Source organism: Pseudomonas sp. 43mfcvi1.1, assembly GCF_900115935.1.
Taxonomy (GTDB): Bacteria; Pseudomonadota; Gammaproteobacteria; order Pseudomonadales; family Pseudomonadaceae; genus Aquipseudomonas; species Aquipseudomonas bijieensis.
This window is the reverse complement of sequence record NZ_UETT01000002.1, coordinates 1-17,113: the sequence shown is the minus strand read 5'-3', so window position 1 is coordinate 17,113 and position 17,113 is coordinate 1. Positions and strand designations below refer to the sequence as shown.

Annotated in this window: 12 protein-coding genes; 2 read left to right on the top strand and 10 right to left on the bottom strand. The window is 61.8% G+C overall.

Annotation, left to right across the window (positions count from 1 at the left end; genetic code table 11):
• Positions 1-207 precede the first annotated feature (207 nt).
• Genes DTP52_RS03405 through DTP52_RS03395 form a run of 3 tightly spaced genes read right to left on the bottom strand, consistent with a single transcriptional unit; the run spans position 208 to position 4,579 of the window.
• Positions 208-2,643: an alpha/beta hydrolase gene (locus DTP52_RS03405; protein ID WP_178082460.1), complete on the bottom strand. Its 2,436-nt coding sequence runs from the start codon at positions 2,641-2,643 to the stop codon at positions 208-210.
• A gap of 9 nt (positions 2,644-2,652) precedes the next feature.
• The gene (locus DTP52_RS03400; RefSeq protein WP_109751859.1) at positions 2,653-4,095 is read right to left on the bottom strand and encodes a TIGR01777 family oxidoreductase; all 1,443 of its coding nucleotides are present in this window, start codon (positions 4,093-4,095) and stop codon (positions 2,653-2,655) included.
• On the bottom strand, positions 4,088-4,579 hold the full coding sequence (locus tag DTP52_RS03395) for a cell division protein (protein ID WP_178082459.1): 492 nt from the start codon (positions 4,577-4,579) through the stop codon (positions 4,088-4,090). The genes DTP52_RS03400 and DTP52_RS03395 overlap by 8 nt, the downstream gene beginning before the upstream one ends.
• Positions 4,580-4,986: 407 nt before the next feature.
• Between DTP52_RS03395 and DTP52_RS03390 the strand changes: the two genes are divergently transcribed.
• Positions 4,987-5,358: a DUF6124 family protein gene (locus tag DTP52_RS03390; RefSeq protein WP_109751858.1), complete on the top strand. Its 372-nt coding sequence runs from the start codon at positions 4,987-4,989 to the stop codon at positions 5,356-5,358.
• A gap of 162 nt (positions 5,359-5,520) precedes the next feature.
• Here DTP52_RS03390 and DTP52_RS03385 read toward each other — a convergent pair whose 3' ends face one another.
• The 7 genes from DTP52_RS03385 to DTP52_RS03355 all read right to left on the bottom strand — a co-directional run bounded on the left by DTP52_RS03385 (position 5,521) and on the right by DTP52_RS03355 (position 14,542).
• A complete protein-coding gene (locus DTP52_RS03385) occupies positions 5,521-6,387 on the bottom strand; it encodes an ABC transporter permease (RefSeq protein ID WP_109751857.1) in 867 nt (288 codons plus the stop codon).
• A gap of 11 nt (positions 6,388-6,398) precedes the next feature.
• A complete protein-coding gene (locus tag DTP52_RS03380; RefSeq protein WP_109751856.1) occupies positions 6,399-7,259 on the bottom strand; it encodes an ABC transporter ATP-binding protein in 861 nt (286 codons plus the stop codon).
• A gap of 5 nt (positions 7,260-7,264) precedes the next feature.
• Positions 7,265-8,290 (bottom strand): ABC transporter substrate-binding protein, encoded by a 1,026-nt coding sequence (locus tag DTP52_RS03375; RefSeq protein ID WP_109751855.1) that lies wholly within the window; start codon positions 8,288-8,290, stop codon positions 7,265-7,267.
• 37 nt (positions 8,291-8,327) lie between these two features.
• Positions 8,328-9,230, bottom strand: coding sequence for a TauD/TfdA family dioxygenase (locus DTP52_RS03370; RefSeq protein WP_109751854.1), 903 nt, complete (start codon positions 9,228-9,230; stop codon positions 8,328-8,330).
• Positions 9,231-9,642: 412 nt separating this feature from the next.
• Positions 9,643-11,010, bottom strand: a complete 1,368-nt coding sequence (locus tag DTP52_RS03365; protein WP_109751853.1) for an HlyD family type I secretion periplasmic adaptor subunit — start codon at positions 11,008-11,010, stop codon at positions 9,643-9,645.
• On the bottom strand, positions 11,000-13,156 hold the full coding sequence (locus DTP52_RS03360; RefSeq protein WP_109752337.1) for a type I secretion system permease/ATPase: 2,157 nt from the start codon (positions 13,154-13,156) through the stop codon (positions 11,000-11,002). The genes DTP52_RS03365 and DTP52_RS03360 overlap by 11 nt, the downstream gene beginning before the upstream one ends.
• A 36-nt stretch (positions 13,157-13,192) precedes the next feature.
• Positions 13,193-14,542, bottom strand: a complete 1,350-nt coding sequence (locus DTP52_RS03355) for a TolC family outer membrane protein (RefSeq protein WP_109751852.1) — start codon at positions 14,540-14,542, stop codon at positions 13,193-13,195.
• Between the two features lie 358 nt (positions 14,543-14,900).
• Here DTP52_RS03355 and DTP52_RS03350 point away from each other — a divergent pair.
• Positions 14,901-17,113: retention module-containing protein (locus tag DTP52_RS03350; RefSeq protein WP_146206834.1), on the top strand; the 2,213-nt coding region annotated here is incomplete at its 3' end.

Genomic DNA, 17,113 nt, shown 5'->3' with positions numbered 1-17,113 from the left:
GGAGGAGCTGTGAGAGGTGAGAAATCTGATGGTCATACACGCTCTGTGGCGAGGGGATTTATCCCCGCTGGGCTGCGCAGCAGACCCAAAGCGATTTATTCAATTTCCCTGGTTCAACGAGGTGTCAGGTTTCGGGACTGCTGCGCAGTCCAACGGGAGCAAGCTCCCTCGCCACAGGTTCTGTGATCGACGATCATCGCGCAGGGCCTACTCCACCAACGTCAACTCACCATCGCAATACACCACCTCACGCCCCAACCAAGCCACATCGACCTGAGGCAATACCGCCGAGGGTTTGCGCAGTTCACGCAGTAGCGTCGAGCCGTGGGACAAACGCCCACCCATGCGTGCAATCACCGCCCGGGCGCTTTGATAGTGGGCGTGGCGGCCGGGGTCGAGGGTGTCTTCCAGCAGAATGTCCTCGCCCAAAATGCCTTGGGCCTGACCCGGGTAGATCAGGAACCCGCTCGCCTGCTCGGTGCCTTCACGACCGTCCTGCCAGAAGCTGCCATCGCGGCTGCGGATGTCCGGGTGCGGCGCGAACCAATGCGCCCGGTCCACCGTCGGCATAGCGTGATGCAGGCGAAAGAAGATCCGCATCAAGTTGTCGCGATACCATTCGCGTACTTGCAGGTAGTAACCGCGCAAACCCGGCAGACCAGCGCCGTGAGCCAGGCGAATCGCCAGGGGCCATTGGGGGAATACCTGCAGTGGCAGCTCGGTCGGGGCCGGGCGTGGCGTCGCCGGGTCGGTTTCCCACGGCAGTCGATGGGGGCTGTGTTCAAGGTTGTCATAGGCGGTCGGCGGTCGTCCCAGCAGATCGCCGCCGCTGCTGGCCAACGCGGTCGCGATGCATAGATTGCCCTGCACCACGAACACATAGAACCGGGTGAACCAGTCAGCCAGTTGTTGGCCGCCAGCGCCTTGGGCGGTCAGTTCATGCAGCTCTCGGTCGAAGCGTTGCAAGCCGTTTTCCAGCGTCAGCAAATGACCACGCGCAATGCGCTGCATACGCAGGAACAATGGCAGCGAACGGAGCAGGCGCAGGGGCCGCCAAGGTAAATGCGGGGTGGCGCCACCGACCTCACCGGCGTAGTTGCTGGCACTGATGCCCCAGTCGGCCAGTCGGGCGAGAAACAGGTCGTTGTTGATATAGGAAGCGCCGCCAAACACCGCCGTGAAGGGCTCGTTGTCCTGCAACACCCTTGAGTCCCAACGGGCCATGATCGCCGGGATGCTCGCCGCCGCGCGGCGCTGGGCGTACTCCACCAACACGCTGGGCTGCGGCGGCAGGATCTCGGCGATGTTGGCGGCAGTCAGATGGCGGCGCCAGCCGTAGTCGCTGATCGGCCGGTACTGCAGCAGCCAGAGTTGCGTGCCGTCCCAGGCCCATTCGACGTCGCCGGGCACGTAGTGAAAGACCCGCAATACGCCTTGGAGAAACCGCCATAACGCTTCGGCGGTGAGGCCATGGGCTGGCTTGAATGCACCGCTGCTCCATGACTCGCCGAGACGGGAAATGATCGCCCGCTCGGGGCTCACGTGACCGTCTGCCAAGGACTCCAGGTGACCTTCGACCCATTCCAGTTCGACTGACAAGTGACGCACGAACGCGATCCCGGACAGTCGCGGCGCGATGAAGCGCTGCACCACAACCTCTTCGACTCCCGCCGCCGTTAGTTCGTCGATACGCGCCGGCACGTTGGATGTCGGTTCCCGCAGGAACGTGGTGCTCAAGCCGGCATTCGCCGCATCGGCCTGATCCTCTCCATAACTGGAGGAGCGCACGGCCCAGATCGCGTCCGGCAGGCTGTCCAGCAAGCTCGGCAAGCGCGGGTCGTGGCAATCGTTGAGTGACAGCGCCGCAGGCACCGGCTGCCCAGCCAGTGCCGCCAGCCGCAAGCGACCGCCCTTGGTATGCGCGACGAAGCCACGTTCGCCGGACTCCAGCCACGCCGCGAACTCAGCGGGTGAGTCGATCCACGGGTAGTGGCCCCAACCGGGTTTCAGGCTGATGGTCAAATCGGCACGGGCAAGAATGGCCGACCATGCCGCCGCTTGGGCGACGCCCAGTACCTTGTCCTGATCGCCCCACACCAGTTCGACCGGGTCGGTGATCCACTCCAATAACGGCAACGCGGTGTCCGCGCGCACCAGATCCCAGTGCGGCACAAAGGCTCGGCAGCGGGCGTACCCGGCGCCCATGCGTTGGTACTGCGCGGAGGTCCAGGTCTGGCGGGAGAACTTGTGGGCGAACAGCGTCGGCTTGTTCGCCAGCAGCCAGTGAATGGTCTTGCGGATTGGCAGCGGTGACATCAACGCCGGCAACCGCCGCTGCCACAAAAACGCGCCCACCGGCGCCAGCAACACACTGCGGCAAAAGTGCCCCGGCTCGCGTTGCAACGCGTGGAGCACCAGCAAAGCGTTGACCCCGACCGCCATGATCGCGCAGCCCTTGTCCGTTGCCGCCAGCAACGCTTGGGCGTAGGCCGCCAGGTCTTCGCAGGGAGACTGAGGGTTGCTGCCGAAGCCGGGCAGTTCCAGCGGCACCACGTCGTAGTGTTGAAAGTGCGGCAACGCATCGTCCCACCAATCGGCGGCGCTACCGTTGCCGGCCAGCAGGTACATCCGCGGCTTGCTCATGGATGCTCCTCAGGCCAGGTCGCGCAGGGCAGCGTCGAGCGTCGGGTAACGGAACGTATAACCCGCCTCGACGAGACGGCTCGGCAGCACACGCTGGCCGTCGAAAAACAACTGCGCCATTTCGCCGGCCAGGGCGCGCACCGGCGCGGCGGGAATGTGGAACCACACCGGGCGCTTGAGCACCTTGCCGACGCTTTCGGCGAACAGCGCCTGACTGACTGTTTCTGGTGCCACCAGGTTGTAGGTGCCGCTCAGGTTTTCGTCATCGAAGGCGCGGGCGATGACGGCAATCACGTCGTCGCGGTGCACCCAACTCATGATTTGCCGACCATCGCCCATCCGCCCGCCGAACCCCAGGCGAAACGGAATCAGCAACGGCAGCAACGCACCGCCCGGACCGAACACCACGCCCAGGCGCATCACCACCTGGCGCACGCCCAGCTCGGTGGCGGGCAACGCCGAGGCTTCCCAGCGCGCACAGAGTTCGGCCATGAAACCATCGCCCCGAGCAGCGCTTTCATCGAGGCTCTCACTGGCATCACGCACGCCGTAGAAGCCGATGGCAGAAGCTTGAATCCACAGCGCTGGCTTGTGCCGGGCGTTGTTCAGCCAAGCCATCAATGCCTCGGTGGTATTGACCCGGCTGGCGATGAGTTGCGCCTGACGCTTGGGGCTCCAGCGTGGGCCGGCAACCGGTGCGCCCGCCAGGTTGATCACCACATCGAAGGTTTCGTCATGGCCCAGCTTGCCCAGCGAACGCAGGCAACGGGCGCGGCCATCGAACAGGTAGGCCGCCTTCAATGGATCGCGAGCCAATACGCTGACCGTGTGCCCGGCGTCGAGCAGTTGGTTGACCAGGGTTTCGCCGATAAACCCGGTGCCACCGGTGACCAACACGCGCTTGTAGCCGCCACCGGCAAACGGGTTGGCGGGCTTGCCCGCGCGTTGCATGCGCAAGGCCGCCAAGCCGTCGCGAATCCCCGAGGCCGTGACGCCGATGGCGAACAAGGTCAGCAACCAACCGCGCCAGCCCAGGTCGATCCCGCTCAGGCCGGTGGGCAAACTCGCCCACTGCGCCAGTTGCACACCGTACAACGCGAAGAAGGCACCGCCGTTGACCGCCAGCACCGTGTGCATGATGCGTTCGATGGGCGGCAGCTTGCGGCTCCGGTCTTCGACCACGAAGTCCCAGAGCGTCAGGCCGATCTCCAAGGCGAACAGCAAGGCGATGACAATCGCCCACGTGCCTTCGAAGGCCAAATGCGCAATGCCCAGGAACAGGATCCCGTAGAAGCACGAACGCAAGGCATGGATGGACAATTCCAACCGGGCACTGTGGCGATAGGGCAAGGCGACGGTGAGTTCGTGGTGATACAGGGTGTCCAGCGCACCGAGGATCGCCTGGGCAATCAACAGCGTGATGGCCCAGTCCAGCAGTGAAAAGTCAGGCATGGTTTGAATCACTCGACGCGTTGTCAGTCAGGGATATGCGGCGGTCGTGGCGATAGAGCCACAACAGCGGCGGCAATAATACGAGCAATGCGATGCTGTCTAGCCACAGGTGCGACCAGACCCGGGCCTGGGCAGAGATCAACATGTCCTGGGGCGCCCAGAGCATGATGCCAGCGATCAACCAGCCCCAAGGCATGGCGCACTTCAGACGACTGCCTATGTGCACGAGGGCAAGCATGTACAGCCCATAGCTTTGCAACGTGGCGCCGAACAAGGCCAGCCACCAGACTTGCTGCGTGCGGGCCGTCGCGGGCACCACCGCGTCGGCGCCCCAGAAAGCCTGCTCGATGTTCTGCAGATAACCGTCGAGCAAGCCCGAATGGCCGGCCCAAGTCAGCGTAACGCCGGCGAGCAGATGCATCAGGGCGGCGGCATATAACCAAACGACCAGGGCTTTGCGAAGGGTGCTGGGAGGGGTTGGCATTCCATGTCCTGAAGGCTTGCTTGAGGGCGGCCAGTCTAAAGGAAATGGACGGGGCTTTACTTGGCTAATTGGGTTTGGTGCGGCTCGGACAGCAGGGTCCTAGGAGATTTCCTTCGAGTTGTGGCGATGTTGGTGAACTTGTCCGGCTTCGGGCCCACCGCTAGTCTGGGTTTGTCACTGAAAAAACGGTGACACGGACGTGCAAGTCCGGGTAAAAACCCAACCTATAATGCCTCCGGCCATTTATGGTGCATTCGTGCCTGTGTTTTATGGCGGCTGTGTTCGGGAGACTCTCAAGGTCTGCCGGGGTTTTTGGTGTGGTTACCCGGTCTTGCACACTCGCTCACAGCTGCCACCTTCCATCGCGTGCAAGCGATTCAAAGTGGTTCTCCAATGGAAAACCTACCATGTTCAAACCTACACCTAACCCTCCACCCTCCTCACCTGACACCCGCGCTGAAACCCCGAACTCCAAAAAACTCGACGAAACCGCCGAGCACGTCCTCGACTACTACCTCAACCCCAAACCCACCGATGAAGCCTCGGGCAAAACCCAAACCGCCCAACTCTTCATGGTCGCCCCGGACATCGACACCGAAACCCTCCTGGCCAATGCCTCCGAAGACCTGCTGTCCATCAGCGCCATCGCCGCCGACCTGGCCGATGATGTCGATGGCACCCGTCGCAGCGTGATCCTGGCGATCAGCCGTATGGCCGATGGGGTGCATTTGTTGGTGGAGCGGGCGATGGATCGACTGGAGGTTCAAGCTGCGCGCTGACAGAGCTGCGCTGAATTGAAAACCGTCATCGCGAGCAGGCTCGCTCCCACATTGCATCTGTGTTGGCTGAGATATCCGCGACACAGCCAATCGCCCTGTGGGAGCGAGCCTGCTCGCGATGACGTCAGCCCAGGCACCCCGAACTGTGGCGAGCAGTACTGATCAACGCTGCATCCCCCAGCGCTTCACCGTCACCCGCTCCAGGGAATCAAACACCAGGTTCTCCACCAACAACCCAATCAAGATCACCACCGCCAACCCGGCAAACACCTTGTCGGTGTACAGCTCATTACGATTCTGAAAGATGTACCAACCCAATCCACCCTTGCCGCTGGTGGCACCGAACACCAGTTCGGCGGCGATCAGAGTACGCCAGGCAAACGCCCAGCCGATTTTCAACCCGGCGAGGATCGACGGCAGCGCCGCCGGGATCAGGATGAACAGCACAAAGCGCAGCCCCTTGAGCCCATAGTTGCGCCCAGCCATGCGCAGGGTTTCGGACACACCGAGAAAACCCGCATACATGTTCAACGCCAGCGCCCACAGCACCGAATGCACCAGCACGAAAATCAGGCTGTTCTGCCCCAGGCCGAACCACAGCAGCGCCAGCGGCAACAGGGCGATGGCCGGCAACGGGTTGAACATCGACGTCAGGGTACTGAGCACATCGCGACCGAACTGGGTCGACACGGCCAGCGTGGTCAGGCCAAACGCCAAAACGATGCCCAGCAGGTAGCCCTTGATCAGCACCACCAGGGAAATCCACACCTTGCCCAGCAGCTCGCCGCTGAGTAAACCGTCGTACAAGGCGCTGGCGGTTTGCAGGAAACCGGGCAGCAACAGGTCATTGTTCTGATAGCGCGCCACACCCTCCCAAAGCAGCGCCAGCAGCAACAGGATCAGGCTTTTGCGCAGCCAGCCCTGTTGCCAGAGGCGCTGACCCAGGGGCAACTCGCGCTCCAGCGGCACGTGGGTCAGGGGTTGCAGATCGACTTCGTATTCTTCGCGCACGGGCGATAAATGGCTCATGGAGGTTCCCCTTAGTACGCGATACGAATATCAGTGAAATCCAGCTCACGCTCGGTTTCAGGCGGCTGGCCTTCATTGAACAGCAGCCCATGGATACGCCGCGCCGTGTGTTGGAACCCTACGCCACCGAGGCTGTGCAAATCGTATTGATGGCTGTGGATTTCCGCCCGTACACGGCCAGGATGCGGCGACAACAGGAGGATGCGATTGCCCACCACCAACGCCTCTTCGATGGAGTGAGTGACGAACAGCAAGGTAAAGCGCACCTCCTCCCAGAGCAGCAGCAATTCTTCCTGCATCTTGCGCCGGGTCAGGGCATCGAGGGCGGCGAAGGGTTCGTCCATCAAGAGGATTTTCGGCTGCATCGCCAATGCCCGGGCAATCGCGACCCGGGCTTTCATGCCACCGGATAACGTGTGGGGATAGGCATCGGCAAACGCCGCCAGGCCAACTTTGTCGAGGTAGTGCAGCGCCCGCTCCTCGGCCTCGCGACGCTTGAGCGTGCCCGACGCCAACAGCGCGAACATCACGTTCTGCTTCACGGTTTTCCACGGCGGCAGTTGATCGAATTCCTGGAACACCACGATACGGTCCGGCCCCGGCGCACTGACGGTTTGGCCTTGCAAACGAATCTCGCCTTCACAAGGAGCGATGAAACCTCCAATGGCCTTGAGCAAGGTGGACTTGCCGCAACCGGACGGGCCGAGCAGCACAAAACGATCCGCCGGGTCGACTTCGAAACTCACTTGATGGGTGGCCCGCACCACCCGCTGCGGGGTGCGGTACTCCAGGCTGACGTTATCCACCGACAACAACGCGGTGCCGGTGGAAGTGGGGTTGCTGGCCGCGTGGCCTTGCAAACGCGCGTTCATGACGATCAGCTCCCCTGCAACGGTTTGGCGTCCTGGAAGAAATAGTCTTCCCATGACGCGGGTTTGTTCTTGATCGCGCCGACGCGGTAGAGGAATTCGGCCAGCGGGTAGGTGTTTTTCGGCGTGACAGTGAATTCGATCTGCGGGTTATCGATGATCTTCAGCAAGGTCGCCCGGTCGATCTTGGCCTTGGTCACCCGCAGGTAGGTGTCCGCCGCCGCGCCCTTGTCGTTCTGGGCGAACTCGGCCGCTTCGGTCAACGCCTCGACGAACGCCTTGTAGGTCTTCGGGTTTTCATCGCGGAATTTCTCGGTGGCGAACAGCACCGTGGGCGAGTTCGGCCCCAGCACGTCATAGGAGTTGAGCACCACGTGGACGTTGGGGTTTTGCAGCGCCTGGTCCTGGAACGGCGGGTTGGAGAAATGCCCGGTCAACTCGGTGCCGCCGGCAATCAACGCCGCCGTGGCGTCCGGGTGCGGAACCGCCAGGGTGTACTTGTCGAGGCGATTGAAGTCCTTGTCGCCCCACTGCTTCGCGGCGGCGTATTGCAGGAACCGTGACTGCACCGAAACACCCACCGCCGGCACCGCGATGCGGTCCTGCTCGGTGAAGTCGGCGATGGTCTTGACCTTGGGGTTGTTGCTCAACAGGTAATAGGGAAAGTTGCCCAGGGAAGCCACGGCCTTGACGTTCTGCTTGCCACGGGTGCGGTCCCAGACCGTCAACAACGGCCCGACGCCGGCCCCGGCAATGTCGATGGAGCCCGACAGCAACGCATCGTTGACTGCCGCGCCGCCGGACAACTGGGTCCAGTCGACCTTGATGTCGATACCTTCCTGCTTGCCATGCTTCTCGATCAGCTGTTGGTCACGAACCACGTTGAGCAACAGGTAAACGATGCCGAACTGCTCGGCGATACGAATCTCGCCCTCGGCGTGGGCACTGGCGGGCGCGACCAGGCTGCCGGCCAGTAAACTGAACCCCAGGCCGACGGCGGCGGCCAGCGGTGCAAAAGCAATGCGTTTGGACATGGTGAGTCTCCGGGCTCTTTGCGCGCTGCGCAGCCGATCAGAAAGGGGCGTCGCCCTGGATGGTGGTGCGATACAGCTTGCGGCGCAGATGACTCGGGCAACCGGCGGCCAGATGGATCAGCGAACGGTTGTCCCAGAACACCAGGTCATGGGGCTGCCATTGATGGCGATAGATGTTCTGCGGCAGCACGCTGTGGGCATACAGCTCGGCCAGCAGTGCGTTGCTCTCGTCCTCCGGCAGGCCGACGATGCGGGTGGTGAACCCCTCGCTGACGAATAACGCCTTGCGCCCGGTTTCCGGGTGGGTGCGCACGATCGGATGCACCACTTCCGCGACCTGGGCCAATTGCTCTGGGGTAAGCGTCGGGCGCCAGTTGCCTTCGAATTTGGTTTCGCTGTAGCGCGCCGTGTAGGAATGCGCCGCCGAACGGCCTTCAACCGCTTTACGCAAGGCTTCGGGCAAGCCCTCCCAGGCCTTGTGCATGTCGGCGAACAGCGTGTCGCCACCTTCGCTCGGCAGTTCCTGGGCGTGAAGCATTGAGCCGAGGCTGGGCAGTTCTTTATAGGAAAGGTCCGAATGCCAGAACTTGCCCGCATCGCCGAGGCCGATGGATTGGCCGTTTTCGATGATGTTGGAGACGATGAGGATTTCCGGATGCCCGGCCAGCAGGAACTGCTTGAGCACATGGATTTGCAGCACGCCGAAACGGCGGCTGAAGGCGATCTGTTGTTCAGGAGTGATGCGCTGGTCGCGGAACACCACAACGTGATAGTCCAGGTGCGCACGGTGAATGCGGGCGAAGTCCTGGTCGTTGACCGGCCGGGACAGGTCCAGCCCGACGATCTCGGCGCCGACGGCATCGGGGAACGGACGGATTTCGAACGACTGCGGCGCAATGTTCGCGGCATTTGAATCTGGAGAAAAAGAGACGGCTGACATACATCACTCCCACGCACAGCGCGCTTTACAGGCGCGTGTCGATCAAAAACTCACGGAGGTCCCGTGTCGATTTGTGTCGTGCGGCGCGCCGATTGGTCGGCAGGTACGCAGGAGGATGACTTTAAAGGTATAAGAAAGTTAATTTAAATATTAAAAACGCATAACTATATGGCAGAACCTGTGGGAGCGAGCTTGCTCGCGATGACGGTGTGTCAGTGATCGATAAAAATCTGACCTGCCGCTATCGCGAGCAAGCTCGCTCCCACAAGGGCTTGGAGAATGGCACGATCCCGTGGCGAGGGAGCTTGCTCCCGCTGGGGCGCGCAGCGGCCCCAAAAAGCAGTGAGCGCTTCGCACTCAAGCGGGAGCAAGCTCCCTCGCCACAAAAGCGGCAAGCCACAGGCCTGTGTGCCTAGCGCTCGTGCAACGCCTCGGACCGGGCCTTGATGATGGGCTTGAGCAGGTAGCTGAGCACGGTTTTCTTGCCGGTGATGATGTCCACCGAGGCCACCATCCCTGGGATGATCAGCAAGGGCTTTTCAGGCGTGCCCAGGTGGCTGCGTTCGGTGCGCAGCTTGATGATGTAGTAGGTGGTTTTCTTGTCTTCATCGGTGATGGTGTCGGCGCCGATCTGTTCCAGCTTGGCTTTCATCCCGCCGTAGATGGTGTAGTCGTAGGCGGTGAATTTCACCGTGGCGTCCTGGCCGGGGTGCAGGAAGGCGATGTCCTGGGGACGGATTTTCGCTTCCACCAGGATGGTGTCGTCCAGCGGCACGATTTCCACCAGGTCACTGCCGGGCTGGATCACCCCGCCGATGGTATTCACGAGCAACTTGTTGACGATACCCCGCACCGGCGATGTCACCAGGGTCCGGCTCACCCGGTCTTCCAGGGCCTTGCCGGTGGCCTGGGCCTTATTCAGATCAGTGCGGGCTTCGTTGAGCTGGGTCAGGGCTTCACTGCGGAATTTGCCGCGAGTCTCGTCGATCTTGCGCTGCACTTCCTTGATCGCCGATTCGGCGCGGGGGATCGCCAGCGTGGTAGCGTCCAGTTGCCCACGGGTCTCGACTTCGGCGCGCTTGAGCCGCAGCACTTCCACCGGCGACACCGCGCCCTGGGCCACCAACGGCTCGGACATGTTGATTTCCTGGCGCTGCAGCGCCAGGCCGGAACGGTACTGCGCCTGCTTGGAGACGAACTCGCGCAGTTCCTGCTGGCGCTGGATCAACTGCTCCTGCAAGCCGCCGATTTCATCGTGCAACTGCTGGCGACGGCTGATGTACAGCGACTCTTCGCTGGCAGCCTGGCCCGGCACGGCCTTGAGCACATCGGCCGGGAAGTTCAGCGGCCGGTCATCGACCTCGGCACTCAGGCGCTCGACCCGCAACAGCATGGACAGGCGATCAGCCTCGGTTTCGCCGACGTTGGAAACAAACCGCGTGTCATCCAGGCGAATCAGCGACGCGCCGGCGTCGACAATCTGCCCTTCCTTGACGAACAGCTCAGCGACGATGCCGCCTTCCAGGTTCTGGATCTTCTGGATCTTGGACGATGGGATCGCCTTGCCGTCGCCCTTGGTCACTTCGTCGATCTCGGCGAAATTGGCCCACAGCACCAGGAACACAAAGAAGCCGATGATGCCCCAGATCGTCAACCGCACCACCCGCGGAGCATCCTCGATCAGGGCTTTGTTGACCTCGGGCAGCGGTTGCCCGTGCAGCGAGTCGGAGCCTTTGAAATAGCGGCCCACGGCACCCTTCAAACCGGATTTAAGCAACACTGATCTGCCCCTTCTTCAACGCTTCCATGACAGCGGCTTTCGGGCCGTCGGCGAGAATCTGTCCACGGTCGATCACCAGCAGGCGATCCACCAGCGACAGCAAGGAGGCCCGGTGCGTCACCAGCAGCACGGTCTTGTTTTCCACCACGGCGGCCAGGCGCTGCTTCAAGCGTTCTTCACCGGTGTTGTCCATGGCGCTGGTGGGTTCGTCCAGCAACAGGATGGGCGGGTTGAGCAGCAGCGCGCGGGCCAGGGCGACGTTCTGGCGCTGGCCACCGGACAGGTTCTGCCCGCGCTCACCGACCTGCAGTTCATAGCCTTGCGGATGCAGCCGCGCGAACTCATGCACGCCCGCCAGCTCGGCGGCCTGGAGCACCAACTCGTCTTCGACGTAACGGGCGCCGGAGGTCAGGTTGTCTCGCAGGGTGCCGGCCAGCAACTGGATGTCCTGGGGCACATAGCCAATGTTGTAGCGCAGCTCGCTGACGTCGATCTGGCGGATGTCCACGCCGTCCACCAGCAACGCGCCGTCGTCCGGCTGGTACAGGCCCACCAGCAACTTGGCCAGGGAGCTCTTGCCCGAACCGCTGCGGCCAATGATGCCGATTTTCTCGCCCGGCTTGATCACCAGGTTGATGTTCTTCAGCGCGGCGTTCTGCTGGCCCGGGTAAGTGAAATTCAACTGACGGCATTCGACAGCACCCTGCAATACCTTGCGGCTCAGCGGACGCTCGTCGAAATTGCGTTCCTGGGGCAGCTCCATCATCTGGTCGACCGAGGTCATGGTCACCCGCGCCTGCTGGTAGCGGGTCAGCAGGCCCGACAACGAGGCCAACGGGCTGAGGGCGCGGCCGCTGAGCATGTAGCAGGCAACCAGCCCACCCATGCTCAGGTTGCCAGCGATGATCAGGTAAACGCCAAAGACGATCATGATCACGCCGGCCAGTTGCTGGATCAGCAAGGTGATGTTCATCGCCAGGCCGGAGAGCATCTTCACCCGCAGTTCGAGGCGACTGAGGGTACCGATGGTCTGTTCCCACTGGTACTGACGCTCGCTCTCGGCGTTGTTGACCTTCACTGCGTCCAGGCCGGCCAGGGTCTCGATCAGGCTGGATTGGCGTTCGGCACCCAGGGCCATGGTGCGCTCCATAGTCGCTACCAGAGGCTTCTGCAAGGCATAGCCAATCAGCAGGGCAATCGGGAACGCCAGCACCGGAATCCACACCAGGTGCCCGCCGATAATCGCGATGACCATGAAAATCAGCAGGGTGAACGGCAGGTCGATCAGGCTGGTGAGGGTCAGCGAGGCGAGGAAGTCCCGCAGGCTCTGGAACTCATGGATGTTCTGGGCAAAACTGCCGACCCGCGCCGGGCGGTACTTCATGGACATGCCGACGATGCGCTCGAACAGCGTCGCCGAGATGATCAGGTCGGTTTTCTTGCCCGCCAGGTCCAGACACAGGCTGCGCAGCATCTTGAGGATCAGGTCGAACACATAGGCGCCAGTGATACCAACGGCCAGTACCCACAGGGTCGATTCAGCCTGGTTCGGCACCACGCGGTCGTAGACGTTCATCACGAACAGTGGCGCGGCCATGGCGATGATGTTGATCAGCAAGCTGGCTGCGATGGCATCGGCGTACAGCCAGCGGGACCGTTTGAGGGTGTCACGAAACCACGAACGCGCCCGGGGAATGAGCGTGCCGTGGTTGACGTCAAATTTATGCTGCGGTTGGGCGAAGAACACCTTGCCGCTGTAGTCATCGGCCAGCAGTTCGCGGCTGATGGTCACCTCACCGCCGTCGCTTTCGCTGAGCAGCAGTCGTGCCTGGTCGTCACCGACCCAGCCCAGCAGCACGGCGCTGCGACCGTCTTTGAGCAGCAACAGCGCTGGCATGGCGATGGGTGGAATTTGCTCGAGCTTGCGTTGCAGCACCCGGCCCTGCAGACCGGCACGGGCGGCGGCACGCGACAATAATTCGACGCTCAGCCGTTGCTTGGGCAGCGGCAGGCCGGTGGTGAGCATCGCCGCGCTGGCCGGCTTCTGATGCAGCATGCAGAGCGCCAACAGACCGTCCAGCAACGGGTCGTCGTGCAGCGTGCGCGGGTCATGAACGAGTTCGACTGGACTGACTTCTGATTCCACGCTCTGCACTCTGACTGATTAAAACGGGTTGTAGACTCAATTCATCCCAGGCAACTGAACCTTGGGTTTCATGTCGTTCTGCACAACCGATGCCAACGGTGCGACCACACCCTGGCTTTTCAACAACTGCCCCATGGTTGCCTTGATCCGGTACTGGGTGAAAAGCTGCACGTTTTTGATTTCCGCCAGGCGCCGGGATGCGCTGAACAGCTCGTTTTCGCTGTCGAGCAAGTCCAGCAGGGTCCGCTCGCCAAGGCTGAACTGTTTCTGGTAGGCGGTGCGCACGTTGGCGCTGCGATCCACATATTGCTGGGCGACCGGCACCTGGGCGTTGGCGTTGTTCAAGGCGTTCCAGGCCAGGCCCAGCTCTTCGTTCAACTGGCGCAGCGCGTTGTTGCGGATGTCCAGGGCCTGGTTGGACAGGTACGACTTGGACTCCAGGTCCGCCTTGTTGCTGCCGCCGGCATACAGGTTGAAACGCATGCGCAGCATGGCCTGCCATTCATTGTTGTGGCCGTTCTGGCCGTCCAGGTCGTTGTCGGCCGTGCGACCCAACTCGGCGTCGAAGCGTGGGTAGAAGCTCGACTTGGCGGCTTCGTACTGTTGCTCGGCAGCGGCGATGTCAGCTTCGGCCGAACGCAATACCGGGCTGTTTTCCAGCATCTGGGCGCGGGCTTCGGTCAGGTTGGCCGGCAACAGCGCCATAAAGTCGGCAGGACGTTCCAGTTGATCGGGCAGTTGGCCGACGGCGCTGAGGTAGTTGGTCTCGGCATCGGCCAGGTTGGTCTGTTCGGTGATCAGGTTGTTGCGGGCCTGGGCCATGCGCGCTTCGGCCTGGTCCAGGTCGGCGCCGCTGCCCACGCCACGGGAAGTGCGCAGCTTGATCTGGTCGAAGATACGCTCGTGGCTCTTGAGGTTTTCCTCGGCCAGGCGCACGAACTCGCGACGGGTCAGCACGTCCAGGTAGACCTGGGCCACCGTCAACCCGGTGCGCTCGGATGCGTCCAGCAGCGAGTAGGCACGGGCATTGACGGTGGCTTGTTGACGCCCCACTTCGCTGGACGTCGCAAAACCGTCAAAAACCATTTGCGACAGACGCAGGCTCGACTCGCTGCGGTTCAGGGTTTCCCAATGATTGTTACCGCCTGAACGGGTGGTGACGCTGTCGGTGCCTTCACGGCCGTATCCGGCTGCAAGGTCCACTCTAGGCAGGTAGCCGCCCTTGGCGGCCTTGAGTTGGTAATCGGCCGCGAGGCGACTGTTCACACCGGCCTGGATTTCAGGGTGGACGTCCAGCGCCTGTTGCATGGCCTGCGGCAAGGTTTGTGCTTGTACGAAACTGGCGGCGAGGGCGAAGGGTAAAGCCTTGAGCAGGTGCGAACGCATGGTTGGATTATTCCCGAAACTCTTGTCTTGAATCACAGCGAAACGTGGCGCTGCATCGGATGATGGCAACCGGAATGACCGTATGTCGGAAAGTTCAAAACAGGAGCTGGAACACGCACCGAAAGAACAGGTCGCCGCTTAAATATCAATGTGACATTACGCCAATGATTGTTTAGGATGGCTGGCATAAGGTCAATAGTTTGGCACAAACAAAATAACTGAAAAATAAAAGCCAAAATATTGACATTCGAAAGCGTCAAATAACCTTACTTTGTGAACATGAACGTCCAGACCGCTGCCGCCTAAAAGCTGCCGGGTCCATGGAAGTCTACTGAGCGTGGCACCCGGAGAGTCTTCAATGAGCAGTGTTATTGCCGTTGTCAAAAGCATTGTTGGTCAGGTTTTCGTCGTATCCCCCGAGGGCATCCGGCGCGTACTCATTGAAGGTGATCGCCTGAACGTAGGCGACCAATTGGACACCGGGCCTGCTGGCGCCGTCACACTGGAATTGGCCGATGGCCGCACCCTGGACCTGGGTCGCGACACTCAGTGGAGCGCCAATGCTCCGGACTCTTCCACTGACCTGGCACAAGCCACTGCCCAGGCCGCACCGTCGGTAGAAGAACTGCAGCAAGCCATCGCCGCTGGCGTCGACCCGACGACCGCCCTGGAAGCTACCGCCGCCGGCGCTACCGCCGCGGGGACTGGTGGTGCCGCCGGTGGCGGCCACAGCTTTGTGGTGCTGGATGCCACCGCTGGCAGCGTCGACCCTACCGTTGGCTTCCCAACCGAAGGCCTCGCTGCGGCTGCCGCCACCGATGACAACATTCTGGGTGGCGACACCACGGATACGACCGCCAACGCCGTGCTCAATGCAACGATGACCCTGAGCGCCACCCCGACCTTGACCGAGGCCGGTGGCGTGCTGGTGTATACCGCGACCGTCACCCAGGCGCCCCAGACCGATCTGACCGTGACCCTGTCCAACGGCTCTGTGATCGTGATTGCTGCCGGACAAACCACCGGCAGCGTCAACGTGCCGCTGGCACCGAACGACACCGTTTATAACGACGCCAACCAAATCAGCGTGACCGTCACTGGCACCACCGGCGGTACCGGCATCGCCGTGACCGTACCGACCACCCCGGCCGTGACTCAGATAACCGACACCATCGACACCACCACCGTCACCCTGACGGCGGGCAACACCGTGACCGAAGGCGGCCAGATCACCTACACCGCCACCTTGACCAACCCGGCCCAGACTCCGGTGACCGTGACCTTGAGCAACGGCTCGGTCATCACCATTGCTGCTGGCCAGACCACCGGCAGCGTTGCGGTCGATACTCCGACCAATGATGTCTACAACAACGGCAGTACGGTCAGCACCACCATCACCGGCGCAACGGGTGGCAACTTTGAGAATCTGGTACCGAGCACTGCGCCTGCTGTCACCACGATTACCGATTCGGCTGACACCACCGGCCTGACCTTGACCGCCAGCAACACCATCACCGAAGGCGGTTCGATCGTTTACACCGCGACGCTGACTAATCCGGCTCAGACTCCTGTGACCGTGACCTTGAGCAACGGCTCAGTCATCACCATCGCTGCTGGCCAGACTTCCGGGTCCGTCAACGTCGAGACGCAGGCTAATGACGTCTACAACAATGGCAGCACGGTCAGCACCACCATTACGGGCGCAACCGGCGGCAACTTTGAAAATCTGGTACCGAGCACTGCGCCTGCTGTCACCACGATTACCGATTCGGCGGATACCACTGGCCTGACCCTGACCGCCAGCAACACCATCACCGAAGGCGGTTCGATTGTTTACACCGCGACGCTGACTAATCCGGCTCAAACTCCGGTCACCGTGACCTTGAGCAATGGCTCAGTCATCACCATCGCTGCGGGCCAGACTTCCGGGTCCGTCAACGTCGAGACGCCGGCTAATGACGTCTATAACAACGGCAGTACGGTCAGCACCACCATTACCGGTGCGACAGGTGGCAACTTTGAGAATCTGGTGCCGAGCACCGCACCTGCCGTTACTACGATTACCGATTCGGCCGACACCACCGGCCTGACCCTGACCGCCAGCAACACCATCACCGAAGGCGGTCAGATCACCTACACCGCGACACTGACCAACCCCGCTCAGACTCCGGTGACCGTGACCTTGAGCAATGGCGCGGTGATCAACATCGCTGCAGGCCAGACGACTGGGACCGTCAACGTCGAGACACCGGCCAATGACGTCTATAACAACGGCAGCACAGTCAGCACCACCATCACCGGTGCCACCGGCGGTAATTTCGAAAACCTGGTGCCAAGCACTGCGCCTGCGGTCACCACGATTACCGATTCGGTAGACACCACTACCGTGACGTTGACTGCTACGCCAACCGTGAATGAAAACGGCACGATCACTTATACCGCCACGCTGACCGACGCCAATGGCAACCCGGTTACGGCGCAGAACGGTCCAGTGACCGTCACCCTCGACAGCGGCAAAACCATCACCATCGCCGCCGGCGCGAGCTCCGGCGTGTTGGATGTCGCTGTGGG

Coding starts and splice junctions, on each gene's coding strand:
- DTP52_RS03400 (WP_109751859.1), bottom strand. CDS start 4,095: ATGCCTGACTTTTCACTGCTGGACTGGGCCATCACGCTGTTGATTGCC.
- DTP52_RS03385 (WP_109751857.1), bottom strand. CDS start 6,387: ATGAGCCATTTATCGCCCGTGCGCGAAGAATACGAAGTCGATCTGCAA.
- DTP52_RS03395 (WP_178082459.1), bottom strand. CDS start 4,579: ATGCCAACCCCTCCCAGCACCCTTCGCAAAGCCCTGGTCGTTTGGTTA.
- DTP52_RS03355 (WP_109751852.1), bottom strand. CDS start 14,542: ATGCGTTCGCACCTGCTCAAGGCTTTACCCTTCGCCCTCGCCGCCAGT.
- DTP52_RS03380 (WP_109751856.1), bottom strand. CDS start 7,259: ATGAACGCGCGTTTGCAAGGCCACGCGGCCAGCAACCCCACTTCCACC.
- DTP52_RS03390 (WP_109751858.1), top strand. CDS start 4,987: ATGTTCAAACCTACACCTAACCCTCCACCCTCCTCACCTGACACCCGC.
- DTP52_RS03405 (WP_178082460.1), bottom strand. CDS start 2,643: ATGAGCAAGCCGCGGATGTACCTGCTGGCCGGCAACGGTAGCGCCGCC.
- DTP52_RS03375 (WP_109751855.1), bottom strand. CDS start 8,290: ATGTCCAAACGCATTGCTTTTGCACCGCTGGCCGCCGCCGTCGGCCTG.
- DTP52_RS03370 (WP_109751854.1), bottom strand. CDS start 9,230: ATGTCAGCCGTCTCTTTTTCTCCAGATTCAAATGCCGCGAACATTGCG.